Genomic DNA, 13,861 nt, shown 5'->3' with positions numbered 1-13,861 from the left:
TGTTACGACGTCGCGGGGACGATGAACGCGAGCGTGGCGATCCCCACGGCGCCCTCGGAGACACAGGTGACGCGCATCGGCTTGCCGACCGGCGTCTGTCGCGACTCGAAGCCGCTGTAGTAGCCGAACACCGGCGTGGACCGCTCCGACGGCAGGAAGAAGCCGAGGCATTCGGCCTCGAGCACCGACGCCCCTTCACCGCTGTGGCACAACGCGGCCGCATCGGTGACGCCACGGTCGACATAGCAGCCGCCGGGTTCCGCTGCGGCGGGCCCGGCTCCAGCGCAGACGAGGCCACCGGCCAGGAAAGACAGAACGGCTCCCGCGCCCAGCTGCCGCTTCATGGTGTGCACCGCAATCCCTCCTCGGCAGATCGCATTCCTACCCGGTCGTTGCCGTGCCTTTCTCTTATTTCAGCAGAACAGAAGGGGAGGGTCGAGCACGACACCGTCGCGAAACCAGGGTTTTTCAGGCCGGATGCCGGACGCGTCCGGCGGGGCGCCGGGGTCCCCGCGCGGGACTTCCCCCGTCCGGCGTCGGAAACGCTAGGCTACGAGCAGCATTGGCGGGTTCGGTGAGGATGTGATTCGGCCGTGGAATGGACCTTCACTCCGGACGAGTTCGCCCACATATGGCGCGAGACCGACTTGGACCGCCACCCCTTCCCGCTGCGCATCCTGGAAACGCCCAGAACCGAGGACGACGCCGAAAAGCTGCGCATCACTCTGGCCGAGCGGCTGCCGCTCGGCTCCGATCCCGACTTGTCGGCCTGCCTGCGCATTCTGGCCAGGCCGCACACCAGGATCGTGGCGATCGGCGGCACCCACCAGCCGGGGGGCGAACTGCGGCTGCTGGCCGCCACCATCTACGACCGCGCCGTGCTCGCGGTGCAGGAACCCGGAACGAGCCCCGATTTCGGTGGACGCGTGCGTATTTCGATCGGACACAGCGCCAAACTGGGCCGGCGGATCGCGGCGCTGCTGCCGAAGACCCCCGCGGGCCGCGAACCCGCTCGTGTCGCGTCCGGAGCCGCGGTGCGCGATCAGGAGACCGTGCCCGCACGACAGCAGGCGGCGCCACGGATCCGCAAGTTGCTGCTGGAGCCGCATACCGCCGAGGGCCACATCAGGATCGAACCGCGGCTGGATCGCCCGACCCCGCCTCCACCGATCCACTACACCTGGATCGATGTGCGTGACGACGGAAGATACCTGATCAAGGCGGGCGACGAAGTGCGCATCGCGCCCGCGTCGGCCGAGCAGATCGCCACCCAATTGCAAAAGCGCATACCGATATAGCTCACTTTCGTGACCGCGGCCGGTGCCTATTGCTGACCCCGCACAGGGCTTCCGGTTAGTCTGGGGCGGACCGACCGATCTCAGGGGTGAGCGATGACGATCGAGAACAGCCGAGCCGATATCGCCCGATTCAAGGAGGCCGCGCAGGCCGGGACCGTCCAGTTCGATCCGGCGGCGGCTCGGCAGTGCGCCGAGATGTACGAACGGCAGGCCGATCGGCTGATCCACCTACAGCAGAGCCTCGAATCCGCCGCGGAACTCGGCGGTTTCGGCGGGTTCGTCTCCGCCCAGCAGTTGCAGGCGGGTTTCAGCCATAAAGCGCGGGACGCGGCGGCGCTGCTCGATCACTACATCGAGGCGGCCTACCGCATGAAGGAAGCGTTCCTGATCAGCGGAGGACTGTTCGAAGAGGCCGACGCGGCGAGTGCCGCCGCTCTGCGCGCGGTCCGGACGAGGTTGCCCCGATGACCGGTTCCGATCCCACCTACATCAACTCGATGGAACATTTCGAGTCGCTGCGGCACGAGGAGATCTACGCGAAGGCGCAGCAGATCGACGCCGCGCAGGTGCTGCGCGCCTCGACGATCTGGCTCGACGCGGCCGGCGCGCTCGCCACGTCGTTCCCGCTCACCCACGGCGGCGTCGACCGCGTGATGAACACGGCCGAGTGGCGGGGCGCCGCCGCCGACGCCGCCCAGGCCTGCGCTCGCAGTTTCGCGGCGTCGGCCGACGAGCTGGCCGCGGTGCTCGGTCAAGTGGGCGCACGGCTCGGCGGGGTCGCCGCGGCCGCCGAGGCGGTGAAACTCGCGGTGGTTCCGCCGGGCGCTTCCGGACCGGTCGGCGCGATCGCGCAACTGCTGGAGGCGGCGCACGTCATCGACGCGCAGATGGCGCAGGAGGCGCTGCGCCAAGAGGCCGTGCTCACGATGAACATGGTCTACAAACCAGCCTATTCCGCGGCGGGATCCGCCGTGCCCGCGCTGCCCGCACCGCCCGCGGCCACGGCGCCGCAGTCCGCCTCGCCCGGCACGCCGCGATACTCGGCGCCCGAGCAGACATCACCGAACGACGAATGGTCGCCGCGCGCAACGCAGCCCGAGCCTTCCGGTCCGGAAACGCCGGGGCCATCACACAATTCGTCGCCACCCACACAGCCGAAGCCGGAATCGCAGCAGACTCCTTCCGCACCGCCTGCCCAGCAGGCTCCGACGCAGCAAGCGCCGTCCACCGAACAGCCCACACCGTCACCGGAGTCGACACAGCAGGCGCCGTCCACAACCGCGCCGCCGAGCCCCACTCCGGCGCCACAGTCCCCGGCGCCCACGCAACCGCCGAGTTCGTCGGCCCCTCCCCCGCCGCCGACCACCGAGCCGACGCAACCACCCAGTTCATCCGCCCCGGCAGCGCCTGCGACCCCGGAACCGACGCAGCCGCCGAGCTCGTCCGCGCCACCACCCCCGCCTCCGGCCCCGGAACCACCGAGCTCATCCGCGCCACCACCCCCGCCTCCGGCCCCGGAACCACCGAGCTCATCCGCGCCACCTGCGCCACCGAGCCCACCGCCGGCCCCCGAACCACCGAGCTCATCCGCGCCGCCAGCGCCCCAGGCCCCCCAACCGCCTCAGGCACCGCCGCCGAGCCCGCAGCCCGCGCCGCCTCCGGCACCCTCCGTGCCGATGCCCGACCCGAACGGCCAACCCGGAGTCACGGGACCGGTGGACGGCAGCCAACAGCAGATCCCGACCACCAACCAACCCGGCGTCGTCCCATCCTGACGCCCCGCACCGGATCTTCCGCCGCAACGCGAGGCGCGTCCTGGCGACCTCGGACTCGTCAGCAGCACTCGTGGCGGTCGGACCACTCCGATCGCCACGACAGCGCCGCACCTCTCGGCTGCATACGCCTGATCATGTTGCGCAGGACACCGTGAGGGGGTCGAACGGCCTAGTGGTCGTGTGCTGGGCGACTCGTGGCGAGTTGGGTTCTGCATGCGTTCTGTATCTCGTATGCGAGTTGCTGTTCCGATCGACCCCAGCCCGCTCCCCACTCGTCTTCGAGATCGAATATCCGGCCGAGTGGAAGTGCGAGGACGCTGTCGGCATAGCCGGACCGGGCGACGATCTCGTAAACCTTGCCCAGGACCCATCTCTCGGTGGCTCGGTTGTCGGCGTGCATGCGTGCGAGTTTGGTGAACGCCACCTGGGCCGCGGCTGCGTCCGAGTCCGGGATGGCTGCGCCGCAGTCGGCCAGCGCCGCGGGCAGTATGTCGTGGACCTCATGAGGATCCGTGCCACTCAACCCAGCCAATTCTCTGAGCGTTTCACCGTCGTACCCCTGAATCAGCCACTGCGCTGCCCAGAGTGGGATTCGTTCGGACGGGATGGTGTCGAGCGCTACCCACGCTGCGACCAATTCCGGGGTCGGGACCTCTCCGGAGTCGGGTGCGGGCCAATCGTGCATGCCGGCCATGATGCCCGACCACGTCGTACTGCGTTCGGCTGGCAGCGGTCGGTGCGACTGCCCCCGAGATACGGAGGGCTTCAGCAGCCATGCCTCGCGGTGATCGGAGCTCCGGGACGTAGCGCATCGGGCGCCGACTCGAACGGCGCGTGCTCAGACCTTCACGAGGTCGTCGGCGTGGATGACGGGACGTTGCATCGTGTCGGGGAGTTCGGCGGTGGAGCGGCCGAGCATGCCCGCCAGTTCGGTGCTGTCGTACTCGACGACGCCCCTGGCGACGACGCGGCCGTCCGGGGCAACCAGGTCCACCACGTCACCGCCGTAGAAGCGGCCGCGGACGCCGACGATCCCGGCCGCGAGCAGCGACCGGCGCCGGTGCGCCACCGCCTGGACCGCGCCGTCATCGATGAGCAGCGTGCCACGGCTGTCGGCGGCGTGCCGGACCCAGAATTTCCGGGCGGACAACCGTACCGGGCGGGCGGCGAACGCGGTCCCGACGGTGCCGGTGCTCAGCGCGGTGGCGGCCGACGACGCGGCGGCGAGCAGGACCGGCACGCCCGCGTCCGCGGCCAGGCGCGCCGCCGACAGCTTGGACGCCATGCCGCCGGTGCCGAGCGCGCCACCGCTGCCCGCGATGACGCCGTCCAGATCGGCGCTGCTGCGCACCTCGGGGATCAGCGTGGCCGCGCCCTTGCGGGGGTCGCCGTCGTAGAGGCCATCCACATCCGACAGCAGCACCAGCGCGTCGGCGCCGATGAGGTGGGCGACCAGCGCGGCGAGCCGGTCGTTGTCGCCGAAGCGGATCTCCTCCGTCGCGACCGTGTCGTTCTCGTTCACCACCGCGATCGCGCCGAGCGAGCGCAGGCGATCGAGGGTGCGCTGCGCGTTGCGGTGGTGCTCGCGCCGGGCGAAGTCGTCGGCGCTCAGCAGCACCTGCCCCACCGTGCGGTCGTAGCGGGCGAACGACGTGCCCCAGGCGTGCGCGAGGGCCAGCTGCCCGACGCTCGCCGCCGCCTGCTTGGTCGCCAGGTCACGCGGACGGCTGGTCAAGCCCAGCGGCGCGATGCCTGCGCCGATGGCGCCCGAGGAGACCACCACCACATCGGATCCGGCGCGCATCCGCGCCTCCACCGCGTCGGCCAGCCGATCCAGCCGCGCGGTGTCCAGTCCGCCCTTCAGGCTGGTCAGCGCGGACGAGCCGATCTTCACCACGACCCGTCGCGCCGCCGCGATCGCCTGCCGCGCCTCGCTCAGGCCCGAGGAATCCGCCTCGGCGCTGATAGACCTCACCTGCATCGCCACCGAACTCCCTGCACCACCATCGAATCCACGTCGGCCGGGGCGGTTGTCCCGGCCTGGACCGGACCGCGCACGATCGAGTCCGGCGCCCACCAGGGGCGCACGGCGGCTCGACCGTGGTCCACGTCCTACTCCTCGTCTTCGCGTACCAGGCCGCGGCGCACCCGGGACGCGTGCTTGCGCTCGGCCGCGCTGACCCGGTCGGTCTGCTCGAGCCGGATGTCGGTGCCGCGCCCGGTGGGCACCATGTCGATGCCCGCCGAGATCTGCGGCTCCCAGTCGAACGTCACGTCGCCGATGGTCACCGGCGCTCCCGGCTCCGCGCCCTGCCGCACCAGCTCGTCTTCCACGCCCAAGCGCGCGAGACGGTCGGCCAGGTAACCCACGGCCTCGTCGTTGTCGAACTGGGTCTGCCGCACCCACCGCTCCGGCCGGGTGCCGCGCACGATGAAGCCGCCCGGCTCCTCCGGGTCGGCGATCACGCTGAATCCGGTGTCGTCCACCGCGATCGGGCGAATGACCGGGCGCTTCGGCGCGGCCTTCGGATGCTCTTCGCGGTAGCGGCGCACCAGGTCCGCGAGAGCGAAGGTCAACGGGCGCAAACCCGCCCGGCTCACGGCGGAGATCTCGAACACCGGCCAACCGCGTGCGGTGAACTCCGGGGTCACCATCTCGGCCAGTTCGGCCGCGTCGGGCACATCGATCTTGTTCAAGATCACCACGCGGGGGCGGTCGGCCAGGTCGCCGAGCCCTGCGTCCGCGCTGAGCGCGGGCTGGTAGGCGGCGAGTTCGGCCTCGAGCGCGTCGACGTCGGACACGGGATCGCGGCCCGGCTCCAGCGTCGCGCAGTCCACCACATGGGCGAGCACCGCGCAGCGCTCCAAGTGCCGCAGGAAGTCCAGCCCGAGGCCGCGGCCCTCGCTGGCACCCGGGATCAGTCCCGGCACATCGGCGATCGTGAAGGTGGTCTCACCGCTGGCGACGACGCCGAGATTGGGCACCAGCGTGGTGAACGGGTAGTCCGCGATCTTCGGCTTGGCCGCCGAGAGCACCGAGACCAGCGAGGACTTGCCCGCCGAAGGGAAGCCGACGAGCCCGACGTCGGCGACCGATTTCAGTTCGAGCACCAAGTCGAGTTCTTCGCCGTCCTCGCCGAGCAGCGCGAAACCCGGGGCCTTGCGGGCCTTCGACGCCAGCGCGGCGTTGCCGAGCCCGCCGCGGCCGCCGCGGGCGACGATGAAGCGGTTGCCGGTGCCGACCAGGTCGACGAGCACTTTGCCGTCGTCGTCGAGCACCACGGTGCCGTCGGGCACCTTCAGCACCAGGTCGGCGCCCTGTTTGCCGTCGCGGTTGCCGCCTTCACCCGGCTTGCCGTTGCCGGCCTTCGCGTGGGGGTGAAAGTGGAAGTCCAGCAGCGTGTGCACGTTGGAGTCGACCTCGAGGATGACGTCTCCACCGTTGCCGCCGTTGCCGCCGTCCGGGCCGCCGAGCGGCTTGAACTTCTCGCGGTGCACCGAAGCGCAGCCGTGGCCGCCTTTGCCCGCACGCACATGTAGCACGACACGGTCGATGAACTTGGACATACGCCGAATCATCCTCCTTCGGGACTGGTCGTACTGAGAGCGGTCGTTCGCGAACACGAAAAACGGGCCAGGGTTCCGAGACCCTGACCCGCTCGCTGTCTATCCGGATATGGTTCGGCGGTCAGGCCTGAACCGGCTCCGGGGTGACGATGTTGACGGTCTTGCGTCCGCGCTTGGTGCCGAACTCCACCGCGCCCGCCGCCAGGGCGAACAGGGTGTCGTCACCGCCACGGCCGACGTTCACGCCGGGGTGGAAGTGGGTGCCGCGCTGACGCACTAGGATCTCGCCCGCCTTGACCGTCTGGCCGCCGAAGCGCTTGACGCCGAGTCGCTGGGCGTTGGAATCGCGTCCGTTCCGGGAACTGGACGCACCCTTCTTGTGTGCCATGGCTGGTTCTCCTCGGGATGTCTTACTTGATGCCGGTGACCTTCAGGACCGTCAGCGGCTGACGGTGACCCTGGCGCTTGTGGTAGCCGGTCTTGTTCTTGAACTTGTGGATGCGGATCTTCGGGCCCTTGGTCTGCTCGACCACCTCGGCGGCCACGGAGACCTTGGCCAGCTTGTCGGCATCGGTGGTCAGCTCGGCGCCATCGACGACGAGAACCGGATCCAGCGCCACGGCGGTACCCGGCGCACCCTCGATCTTCTCGACCTTCACCAGGTCACCGACCGCGACCTTGTACTGCTTTCCGCCGGTCTTGACGATCGCGTACGTTGCCATCGGTCGGCTGCCCTTCTTCCTATAGTGCTCGGCACTTGCTCACGCGGCGACTCCTCCGGTCTGATGCCACCGGAAACCGCCACACGACTGGTCTGGTAATCGCCACCGCCTCGGCATCTGGTGGCTCTCGGTATCGCACTGTCGAGAACCGGGCCACGAAGACAAAACATGTTGTCACCGGGCAGCGACTGTCCAAGATTACAGGACGGCCACCGTGACGACCAAACCGGCGTCCGCCCGAGCACTGCGGTCGTGCCGCGGATTCGCTGCCCGGACGCCCGTGGCCCCCGCCGGAAGGACCGGCGAGGGCCACGGGACGGCGGCCAGACCTCAGTTCGAGGCGTCCGGCGCGCCTGCCGGGCGACCGACCGACCGCCTGCGCGGCCTGCTGCGCTGCGGCAATTCGACCGGCTCCGGCTGGGAGTAGTCGATCGCCGGCGCGGGCGCCTGCTCTCCGGTGGGCAGCACGAACACCGCGCCGGAGCTGTCCGCGGCGGGCGCGGCGGCCGAACGGGCAACCCTCCGGCGACGAGCCGGACGGCTCGGCTCGGCGGCACCGTTGGCGGTGGCACCGTTCTCGGTCGTCGCGACGGGCTCGGCGGCCGCCGCGGTTTCGGCGACCGGCTCGGGTTCGGCGACCGGAGCGGACACCGCTACGGGCTCGGCGGCCGGGACAACCGCACCGGCGGGTTCCGCGTCGGCCTCGCCCGCGGAGACGGGCTCTTCCGCCGGCACCGCCTCGGTCTTCTCGACTTCCTCGACGACCTCGACCACTTCGGCGGGCTCGGTCTCCGGTTCCCCGGCGGGCACCGCCACCGCGGCCTCCACGGTCTCCGTGACGACTCGCTCCTCGGTGGCCGCGTCGGCGACGGCGGCCTCGCCCGCCCCCGCGACCTGCGGCTCGGCGAAGGTATCGCCGGCCGTCCCCGGCGCCTGCTCGGTGTCGTCGGGCTGGTGCGCCGCCATCGCCAGCGCCACCGGGTGCGCCCGCTTGACGGCCGCGTCGTCCTCGGTGTGCTCGGCGGCGGGACCGGACCCGTTGGCGGGCTGCGGCGCCGCGGCCGCACCCTTGTCCCGGCCACGACGCCTGCGCGAACCGCTCTCGCGGGTGCGCCCTGCGGGCTCTTCGCCGGAACCGGTCTCCACCGGGTAGCTGTGCACGAGGATGCCGCGTCCGTGGCAGTGCTCGCAGGTGGTGGAGAACGCCTCGACCAGGCCGGTGCCCAGCTTCTTGCGGGTCATCTGGACCAGGCCGAGCGAGGTGACCTCGGAGACCTGGTGGCGGGTGCGGTCCCGGCCGAGCGCCTCGGTCAGGCGGCGCAGCACCAGGTCGCGGTTGGACTCGAGCACCATGTCGATGAAGTCGACGACGATCATGCCGCCGATGTCGCGCAGCCGCATCTGGCGCACGATCTCCTCGGCCGCCTCCAGGTTGTTCCTGGTGACCGTCTCCTCCAGATTGCTGCCGCCCGCGCCGGTGAACTTGCCGGTGTTCACGTCGATCACCGTCATGGCCTCGGTGCGGTCGATCACCAGGGTGCCGCCGGAAGGCAGCCACACCTTGCGATCGAGCGCCTTGGCCAGCTGCTCGTCGATCCGGTAGGTCTCGAACACGTCGACGCCGTTGTTGTCGTGCCGAGAGACCCTGGCCAGCAGGTCCGGCGCCACGGTGCCGATGTACTTCTCCACCGTGCTCCAGGCCCGGTCACCCTCGATGACCAGCTTGGAGAAGTCCTCGTTGAACAGGTCACGGATGACCTTGACCAGCAGATCGGGCTCTTCGTAGAGCGTCTTGGGCGCGTTGTTGTCCTTGCCGGTCTGCTCCTGGATTTTGCGCCAGGTCGCCTGCAGCCGCTCCACGTCGCGGGCCAGTTCGGTCTCGCTGACGCCTTCGGAGGCGGTGCGGATGATCACGCCCGCGTCGGCGGGCACGATGTCACGCAGGATCTCCTTGAGGCGCTTGCGCTCGGTGTCCGGCAGCTTGCGGCTGATCCCGGTGGAGGTGCCGCCCGGCACGTACACCAGGAAACGTCCGGCCAGGCTGATCTGCGTGGTCAGCCGGGCGCCCTTGTGGCCGACCGGGTCCTTGCTCACCTGCACCAGCACTTGGTCGCCCGGCTTGAGCGCCTGCTCGATCTTGCGCTCCTTGCCGCCGAGCCCGGCGGCCTCCCAGTTGACCTCGCCCGCGTACAGCACGCCGTTGCGGCCGCGGCCGATGTCGACGAACGCGGCCTCCATGCTGGGCAGCACGTTCTGCACCTTGCCCAGGTAGACGTTGCCCACCATGGACGCGGAGCCGGTGCTCGTCACGAAATGCTCGACCAGGACGTTGTCCTCGAGCACCGCCACCTGCGTCGCGGTGGGGTGGTCCGGGAAGGACTTCTCGCGCACGACCATCACCCGGTCGACGGCTTCGCGCCGGGCCAGGAACTCCGACTCGGTCAGGATCGGCGGACGGCGACGGCCGGCCTCGCGTCCGTCCCGTCTGCGCTGCCGCTTCGCCTCCAGCCGGGTGGAGCCGGTGATGCCCTGGACCTCGTCGACCGCGGCCCGGCTGCGGCTCTTGTTGCGCGGCTCGCGCTCGTGCACGACCGTGTTCGGCGGGTCGTCGTCGGCGGACTCGTTCTCGCCCGATTCACCGGCCACCTTGCGGCGACGACGGCGACGGCGACGACGGCTGGAACCTTCCGGCACGCCGTCCTCGTCCTCGCCATCGCCCTCGGCGGCCTCCGTGGACTCCGCCGCGGCGGACTCGGCCTGCTCCGCGGGCGCGGGAGCCGACTCCTCGTCGGTCTCGGACTCGGTGTCCTCGCCATCGCCGTCGGTCTCGGACTGCTGCTCGCCCCGGCCGCGGCCACGCCCCCGGCGGCCGCGGCGCCTGCGCCTCGGCTGGCCCTCGGCATCATCCTGCTGATCGGCCGACTCGCGTTCGTCCTCGGCGACCTCGGTCTCGTCCTCGACGGGCTCGGGCGCCTGCTCCTCGGTGCGGCGCGCCTCCCGCTCGGCGCGGCGCTGCTTGCGCGCCTGCTCGGCGGCCGCGGCATCCGGTGACAGGAACAGCGGCGCCTGCACGACGGCGGCGGACTCGAACACCGCGGGGGCCGCCGGCTCCGGTTCCGGCCGCACCGAGTGCGTGAACAGCTGCGTGTGGCTGGGGGTGGCGCCGAGCGGCGGCTGCGTGGTGGACGGCGTGTCCGGTGCGGAGAAGATGACGCCCGCACCGGAGAAGGGACCGTCACGGCCCGGTTCGGGCTCTTCGGCCCGAGGCGCCGGTTGTTCGGCGGCGGGCGCCGTCCGCGTGGGCGCGTCCTCCTGGGGTTGCGCGGGCGCGGCGGCGTCTTGCGGCCCTGCGGCGGGCTGCTCGGTCGCGGCGTCGGCCTCGACCGTCACCAAGGCGTCGCGCACCGACTCCGCGACGGCCCGGTCGACGTTCGACTGGGCGCTGCGCGCGTCCGCCCCCATCTCGGTCAGCTTGGCCAGGATGCGCTTGCTCGTTACCCCCAGCAGCTTGGCGAGTGCGTGAACTCGGATTCGCTCCGGCAATTGTTCGGCATCCTGTGATGTTGTTTCCAGCGGCTCTTGATCGGCCACGAAGTCTCCTCGGGCCCCCGGGCGCGTCCCTCCCGGCGGGAGTGACGCGGCCGACGCGGGGGCGCTGTCCGTTCGACTCACACCCGGTGGGCGCGAGATCAGTGGTCTCGCCCCGCGTGCCCGGTTATCTCCTCGGTTGTGCGTCGGTCGGGCTAACTGGTCACGCGGCGCCTGGCTGTATGGCTGAACTCCGCGGCGCGAGCGCTCATCCAGCGTGCCTACACGAACAGCGAGCCCGTTGACCAGGCCGTTTGTCCATGGCAGCGATGATCGGCATCGAACCGTGGTGTCATCCGGCTGCCCTCGTCACGTTTCGTTCGCGCACCTGCACGAACAGTCGGCGTCGAAAGCAGCCGATGCCAGTATCCCATACCGCGCGCCGGGCGTTCGCCATCGGCGCTCGACTCGGCCCGGCCCGCGACGCGAACGCAGGTGTCGCGGCGGCGCGGGCCCGGCGATCGAGACCCGGTCAGGCGGGCAGTTCGGGGAACCAGAGGGCGATCTCCCGCTTGGCCGATTCGGGCGAATCGGACCCGTGGACCAGGTTCTCCTGGGTCTCCAGAGCGAAGTCCCCGCGAATGCTGCCCGGCACGGCCTTCTCGACCGGATCGGTGCCGCCCGCGATCTGGCGGAACGCGGCGATGGCGCGCGGGCCCTCCAGGATGGCCGCGACGACCGGGCCCGAGGTGATGAACTCGATCAGCGACCCGAAGAACGGCTTCTCGGCGTGCTCGGCGTAGTGGCCCTTGGCCAGTTCCTCCGATACGTGCTTCAGCTCCAGGGCGGCGATCTTCAGGCCCTTGCGCTCGATCCGTGCCAGCACCTCGCCGACAAGGCCACGGGCCACACCGTCCGGCTTGATGAGTACCAACGTCTGCTCAGTCACGGCGCCCAGCCTATCGGGCATCCTTCCGGCCCCCGCACGAGCGGTCGGCTGATCGTTTCCGGCGCTCCCGCGCCGTGCGCCCGCGGCTAGGACCGCTGGATGCGCTGGCTCGGCAGCAGCCCCTTCTCCATCCGGCCGCGCACGTCGGCGCGCAGCACCAGGATGAAGCCCCAGACCACGGCGAACACCACGCCGATGACGCCGATGGACACGTGGATGAACGCGCCGAGCAGCACCAGCGCCTGCAAGGCGAGATTGAACGGCAGCGCCCAGGGCCGCCGCTGCACTCCGGCCCCGAGGAACATCACCACCGCGAGCGCCACGAGGTAGGTGCCGGACAACCAGGTCACCCCGCCGCCCACGTCGGCGACCACCGGTAACGCGAGCAGCACCACGATCGCCTCCAGCACCAGCGTCCCCGCCATCACCCCGCGCAAGCCCTTCCACGGGTCGGTCGCGGGCGCGGGCACCGGCTGTTCGTCTCGTTCGGCCGGTTCGCTCATGCTGTGCCCTCCTCGGTATCCACCGGACGCACCGGGCGACCGGCGCTCGTGCGGTGGCTCTCGGTCCCGTCATGGTCGAGCGGGCCGCCGTACGCACACCCGGCGCTCACGCCGGGTCCTTTCCGAACAGTGCGCGGGCCGCGCCCGCCGTGACCACCGACCCGGTGATGATCACCCCGGCGCCGGACACCATCTCGCCCGCGTCGCCCACCTCCTCGGCGATCGCGATCGCGGTCTCCAGCGCGTCGGGCAGCGTGGCGGCGGAAACCACGCGCTCGTCGCCGAAGCGCTGCACCGCGAGGTCGGCGAGGGTGTCCACGTCCAGCGCGCGGGGCGAACCGTTGCTGGTGACGACGATCTCGTCGAACACCGGCTCCAGCGCGGTGAGGATGCCGGCGGCGTCCTTGTCACCGAGCACCGCGACCACGCCGACCAGCTTGCGGAAGTCGAATTCGTCGGTCAGCGTCGCGGCAAGCGCTCGCGCGCCCGCCGGGTTGTGCGCGGCGTCGATGAAGATGGTCGGCGCGTTGCGCATCCGCTCCATCCGCCCCGGACTGGTGACGCTCGCGAAACCCGCGCGCACGGCGTCGATGTCGAGCCTGCGCTGCGCGCCCGCGCCGAAGAATGCCTCCACCGCCGCGAGCGCGAGCACCGCGTTGCGCGCTTGATGCTCGCCGTGCAACGGCAGGAAGATCTCGTCGTACACCCCGCCGAGGCCCTGCAACTCGAGTTGCTGCCCGCCCACCGCGATCTGCCGGGCGAGCACGCGGAACTCCGAGCCCTCGCGGGCGACCGCCGCGTCCACCTCGACGGCGCGGCGCAGCAGCACCTCCATCGCCTCCGGCTCCTGCTGCGCGATCACCGCGACGTTGTCGCGGGGCACCAGGCTCTCCGGGGCGCGCTTGATGATCCCGGCCTTCTCCCCCGCGATCGAAGCGAGGTCCGGACCGAGGTAGTCGGTGTGGTCCAAGCCGATCGGCGTGATCACCGCCACCTGGCCGTCGATGACGTTCGTGGCGTCCCAGGTGCCGCCCAATCCCGTCTCGACGACCGCGACATCGACCGGCGCCTCGGCGAAGGCAGCGTAGGCCATGCCGGTGAGCACTTCGAACTTGCTCATGGCGGGCCCGCCCGCGGCCGCCGACTGCCTGTCGATCATCTCGACGTACGGCAGCAGCTCACGGTAGATCTCCACGTATTTCGCCGGGCTGATCGGCGCGTTGTCGATGCTGATCCGCTCGGTGGCCAGTTGCAGATGCGGACTGGTGATCCGGCCGGTGCGCCGATGCAGTGCGGTGAGCAGCGCGTCGATCATCCTGGTCACCGAGGTCTTGCCGTTGGTGCCCGCGATGTGGATGGCCGGGTAGCTCTGCTGCGGCGAGCCGAGCAGGTCCATCAGCGTGGCGATCCTGGTGAGCGACGGCTCGATCTTGGTCTCCGGCCAGCGCCGGTCGAGTTCCGCCTCGACCAGCGCCATCTCGGCCAGTTCCACCGGCGAGGGGCCGGAGCCGAGCCGCGC

Annotated in this window: 13 protein-coding genes; 3 read left to right on the top strand and 10 right to left on the bottom strand. The window is 70.8% G+C overall.

Features of this window, described 5'->3' with window-relative positions:
- Window positions 1-2: 2 nt before the first annotated feature.
- Complete coding sequence (locus U3653_RS05725; RefSeq protein ID WP_195077554.1) at window positions 3-353, bottom strand: hypothetical protein; 351 nt, start codon at window positions 351-353, stop codon at window positions 3-5.
- Between the two features lie 240 nt (window positions 354-593).
- Here U3653_RS05725 and U3653_RS05720 point away from each other — a divergent pair, with 240 nt between their 5' ends.
- The 3 genes from U3653_RS05720 (at window position 594) to U3653_RS05710 (ending at window position 3,073) form a co-directional block, all read left to right on the top strand.
- Window positions 594-1,298, top strand: coding sequence for an ESX secretion-associated protein EspG (locus U3653_RS05720; protein WP_195077553.1), 705 nt, complete (start codon window positions 594-596; stop codon window positions 1,296-1,298).
- A gap of 93 nt (window positions 1,299-1,391) precedes the next feature.
- Complete coding sequence (locus U3653_RS05715; protein ID WP_195077552.1) at window positions 1,392-1,766, top strand: hypothetical protein; 375 nt, start codon at window positions 1,392-1,394, stop codon at window positions 1,764-1,766.
- Entirely contained in the window at window positions 1,763-3,073 is a 1,311-nt protein-coding gene (locus tag U3653_RS05710; protein ID WP_323123917.1) for a superantigen-like protein SSL4, read from the top strand. The genes U3653_RS05715 and U3653_RS05710 overlap by 4 nt, the downstream gene beginning before the upstream one ends.
- 169 nt (window positions 3,074-3,242) lie before the next feature.
- Here U3653_RS05710 and U3653_RS05705 read toward each other — a convergent pair whose 3' ends face one another.
- From U3653_RS05705 to folC, 9 genes are all read right to left on the bottom strand, one after another.
- Window positions 3,243-3,758, bottom strand: a complete 516-nt coding sequence (locus tag U3653_RS05705) for a hypothetical protein (protein WP_195077551.1) — start codon at window positions 3,756-3,758, stop codon at window positions 3,243-3,245.
- Between the two features lie 153 nt (window positions 3,759-3,911).
- Window positions 3,912-5,054: a glutamate 5-kinase gene (proB, locus tag U3653_RS05700; protein ID WP_397069921.1), complete on the bottom strand. Its 1,143-nt coding sequence runs from the start codon at window positions 5,052-5,054 to the stop codon at window positions 3,912-3,914.
- Between the two features lie 131 nt (window positions 5,055-5,185).
- The gene (gene obgE, locus U3653_RS05695) at window positions 5,186-6,640 is read right to left on the bottom strand and encodes a GTPase ObgE (RefSeq protein WP_195077550.1); all 1,455 of its coding nucleotides are present in this window, start codon (window positions 6,638-6,640) and stop codon (window positions 5,186-5,188) included.
- Between the two features lie 121 nt (window positions 6,641-6,761).
- Window positions 6,762-7,028 carry a 50S ribosomal protein L27 gene (gene rpmA / locus U3653_RS05690; RefSeq protein WP_195077549.1) on the bottom strand — a complete coding sequence of 89 codons (267 nt, stop codon included), beginning with the start codon at window positions 7,026-7,028 and terminating at the stop codon, window positions 6,762-6,764.
- A 22-nt stretch (window positions 7,029-7,050) separates the two neighbouring features.
- Complete coding sequence (rplU, locus tag U3653_RS05685) at window positions 7,051-7,362, bottom strand: 50S ribosomal protein L21 (protein ID WP_039796660.1); 312 nt, start codon at window positions 7,360-7,362, stop codon at window positions 7,051-7,053.
- 330 nt (window positions 7,363-7,692) lie between these two features.
- Complete coding sequence (locus U3653_RS05680) at window positions 7,693-10,953, bottom strand: translation initiation factor IF-2 N-terminal domain-containing protein (protein WP_323123918.1); 3,261 nt, start codon at window positions 10,951-10,953, stop codon at window positions 7,693-7,695.
- 469 nt (window positions 10,954-11,422) lie between these two features.
- On the bottom strand, window positions 11,423-11,839 hold the full coding sequence (gene ndk / locus U3653_RS05675; protein WP_039796656.1) for a nucleoside-diphosphate kinase: 417 nt from the start codon (window positions 11,837-11,839) through the stop codon (window positions 11,423-11,425).
- Window positions 11,840-11,925: 86 nt separating this feature from the next.
- The gene (locus U3653_RS05670; RefSeq protein ID WP_195077548.1) at window positions 11,926-12,342 is read right to left on the bottom strand and encodes a DUF4233 domain-containing protein; all 417 of its coding nucleotides are present in this window, start codon (window positions 12,340-12,342) and stop codon (window positions 11,926-11,928) included.
- 106 nt (window positions 12,343-12,448) lie between these two features.
- Entirely contained in the window at window positions 12,449-13,834 is a 1,386-nt protein-coding gene (gene folC, locus U3653_RS05665) for a bifunctional tetrahydrofolate synthase/dihydrofolate synthase (protein WP_435406549.1), read from the bottom strand.
- Window positions 13,835-13,861 lie beyond the last annotated feature (27 nt).

Origin of the sequence: Nocardia implantans, assembly GCF_035544775.1 — a bacterium.
Classification (GTDB): Bacteria; Actinomycetota; Actinomycetes; order Mycobacteriales; family Mycobacteriaceae; genus Nocardia; species Nocardia implantans.
The sequence above is the reverse complement of the archived record's forward strand: the minus strand, read 5'-3'. Positions and strand labels throughout refer to the sequence as shown.

Excerpts from the sequence above, each read along its gene's own strand:
- U3653_RS05715 (WP_195077552.1), top strand. The coding sequence starts at position 1,392 with ATGACGATCGAGAACAGCCGAGCCGATATCGCCCGATTCAAGGAGGCC.
- U3653_RS05710 (WP_323123917.1), top strand. The coding sequence starts at position 1,763 with ATGACCGGTTCCGATCCCACCTACATCAACTCGATGGAACATTTCGAG.
- U3653_RS05705 (WP_195077551.1), bottom strand. The coding sequence starts at position 3,758 with ATGCACGATTGGCCCGCACCCGACTCCGGAGAGGTCCCGACCCCGGAA.
- proB (WP_397069921.1), bottom strand. The coding sequence starts at position 5,054 with ATGCAGGTGAGGTCTATCAGCGCCGAGGCGGATTCCTCGGGCCTGAGC.
- obgE (WP_195077550.1), bottom strand. The coding sequence starts at position 6,640 with ATGTCCAAGTTCATCGACCGTGTCGTGCTACATGTGCGTGCGGGCAAA.
- rpmA (WP_195077549.1), bottom strand. The coding sequence starts at position 7,028 with ATGGCACACAAGAAGGGTGCGTCCAGTTCCCGGAACGGACGCGATTCC.
- rplU (WP_039796660.1), bottom strand. The coding sequence starts at position 7,362 with ATGGCAACGTACGCGATCGTCAAGACCGGCGGAAAGCAGTACAAGGTC.
- U3653_RS05670 (WP_195077548.1), bottom strand. The coding sequence starts at position 12,342 with ATGAGCGAACCGGCCGAACGAGACGAACAGCCGGTGCCCGCGCCCGCG.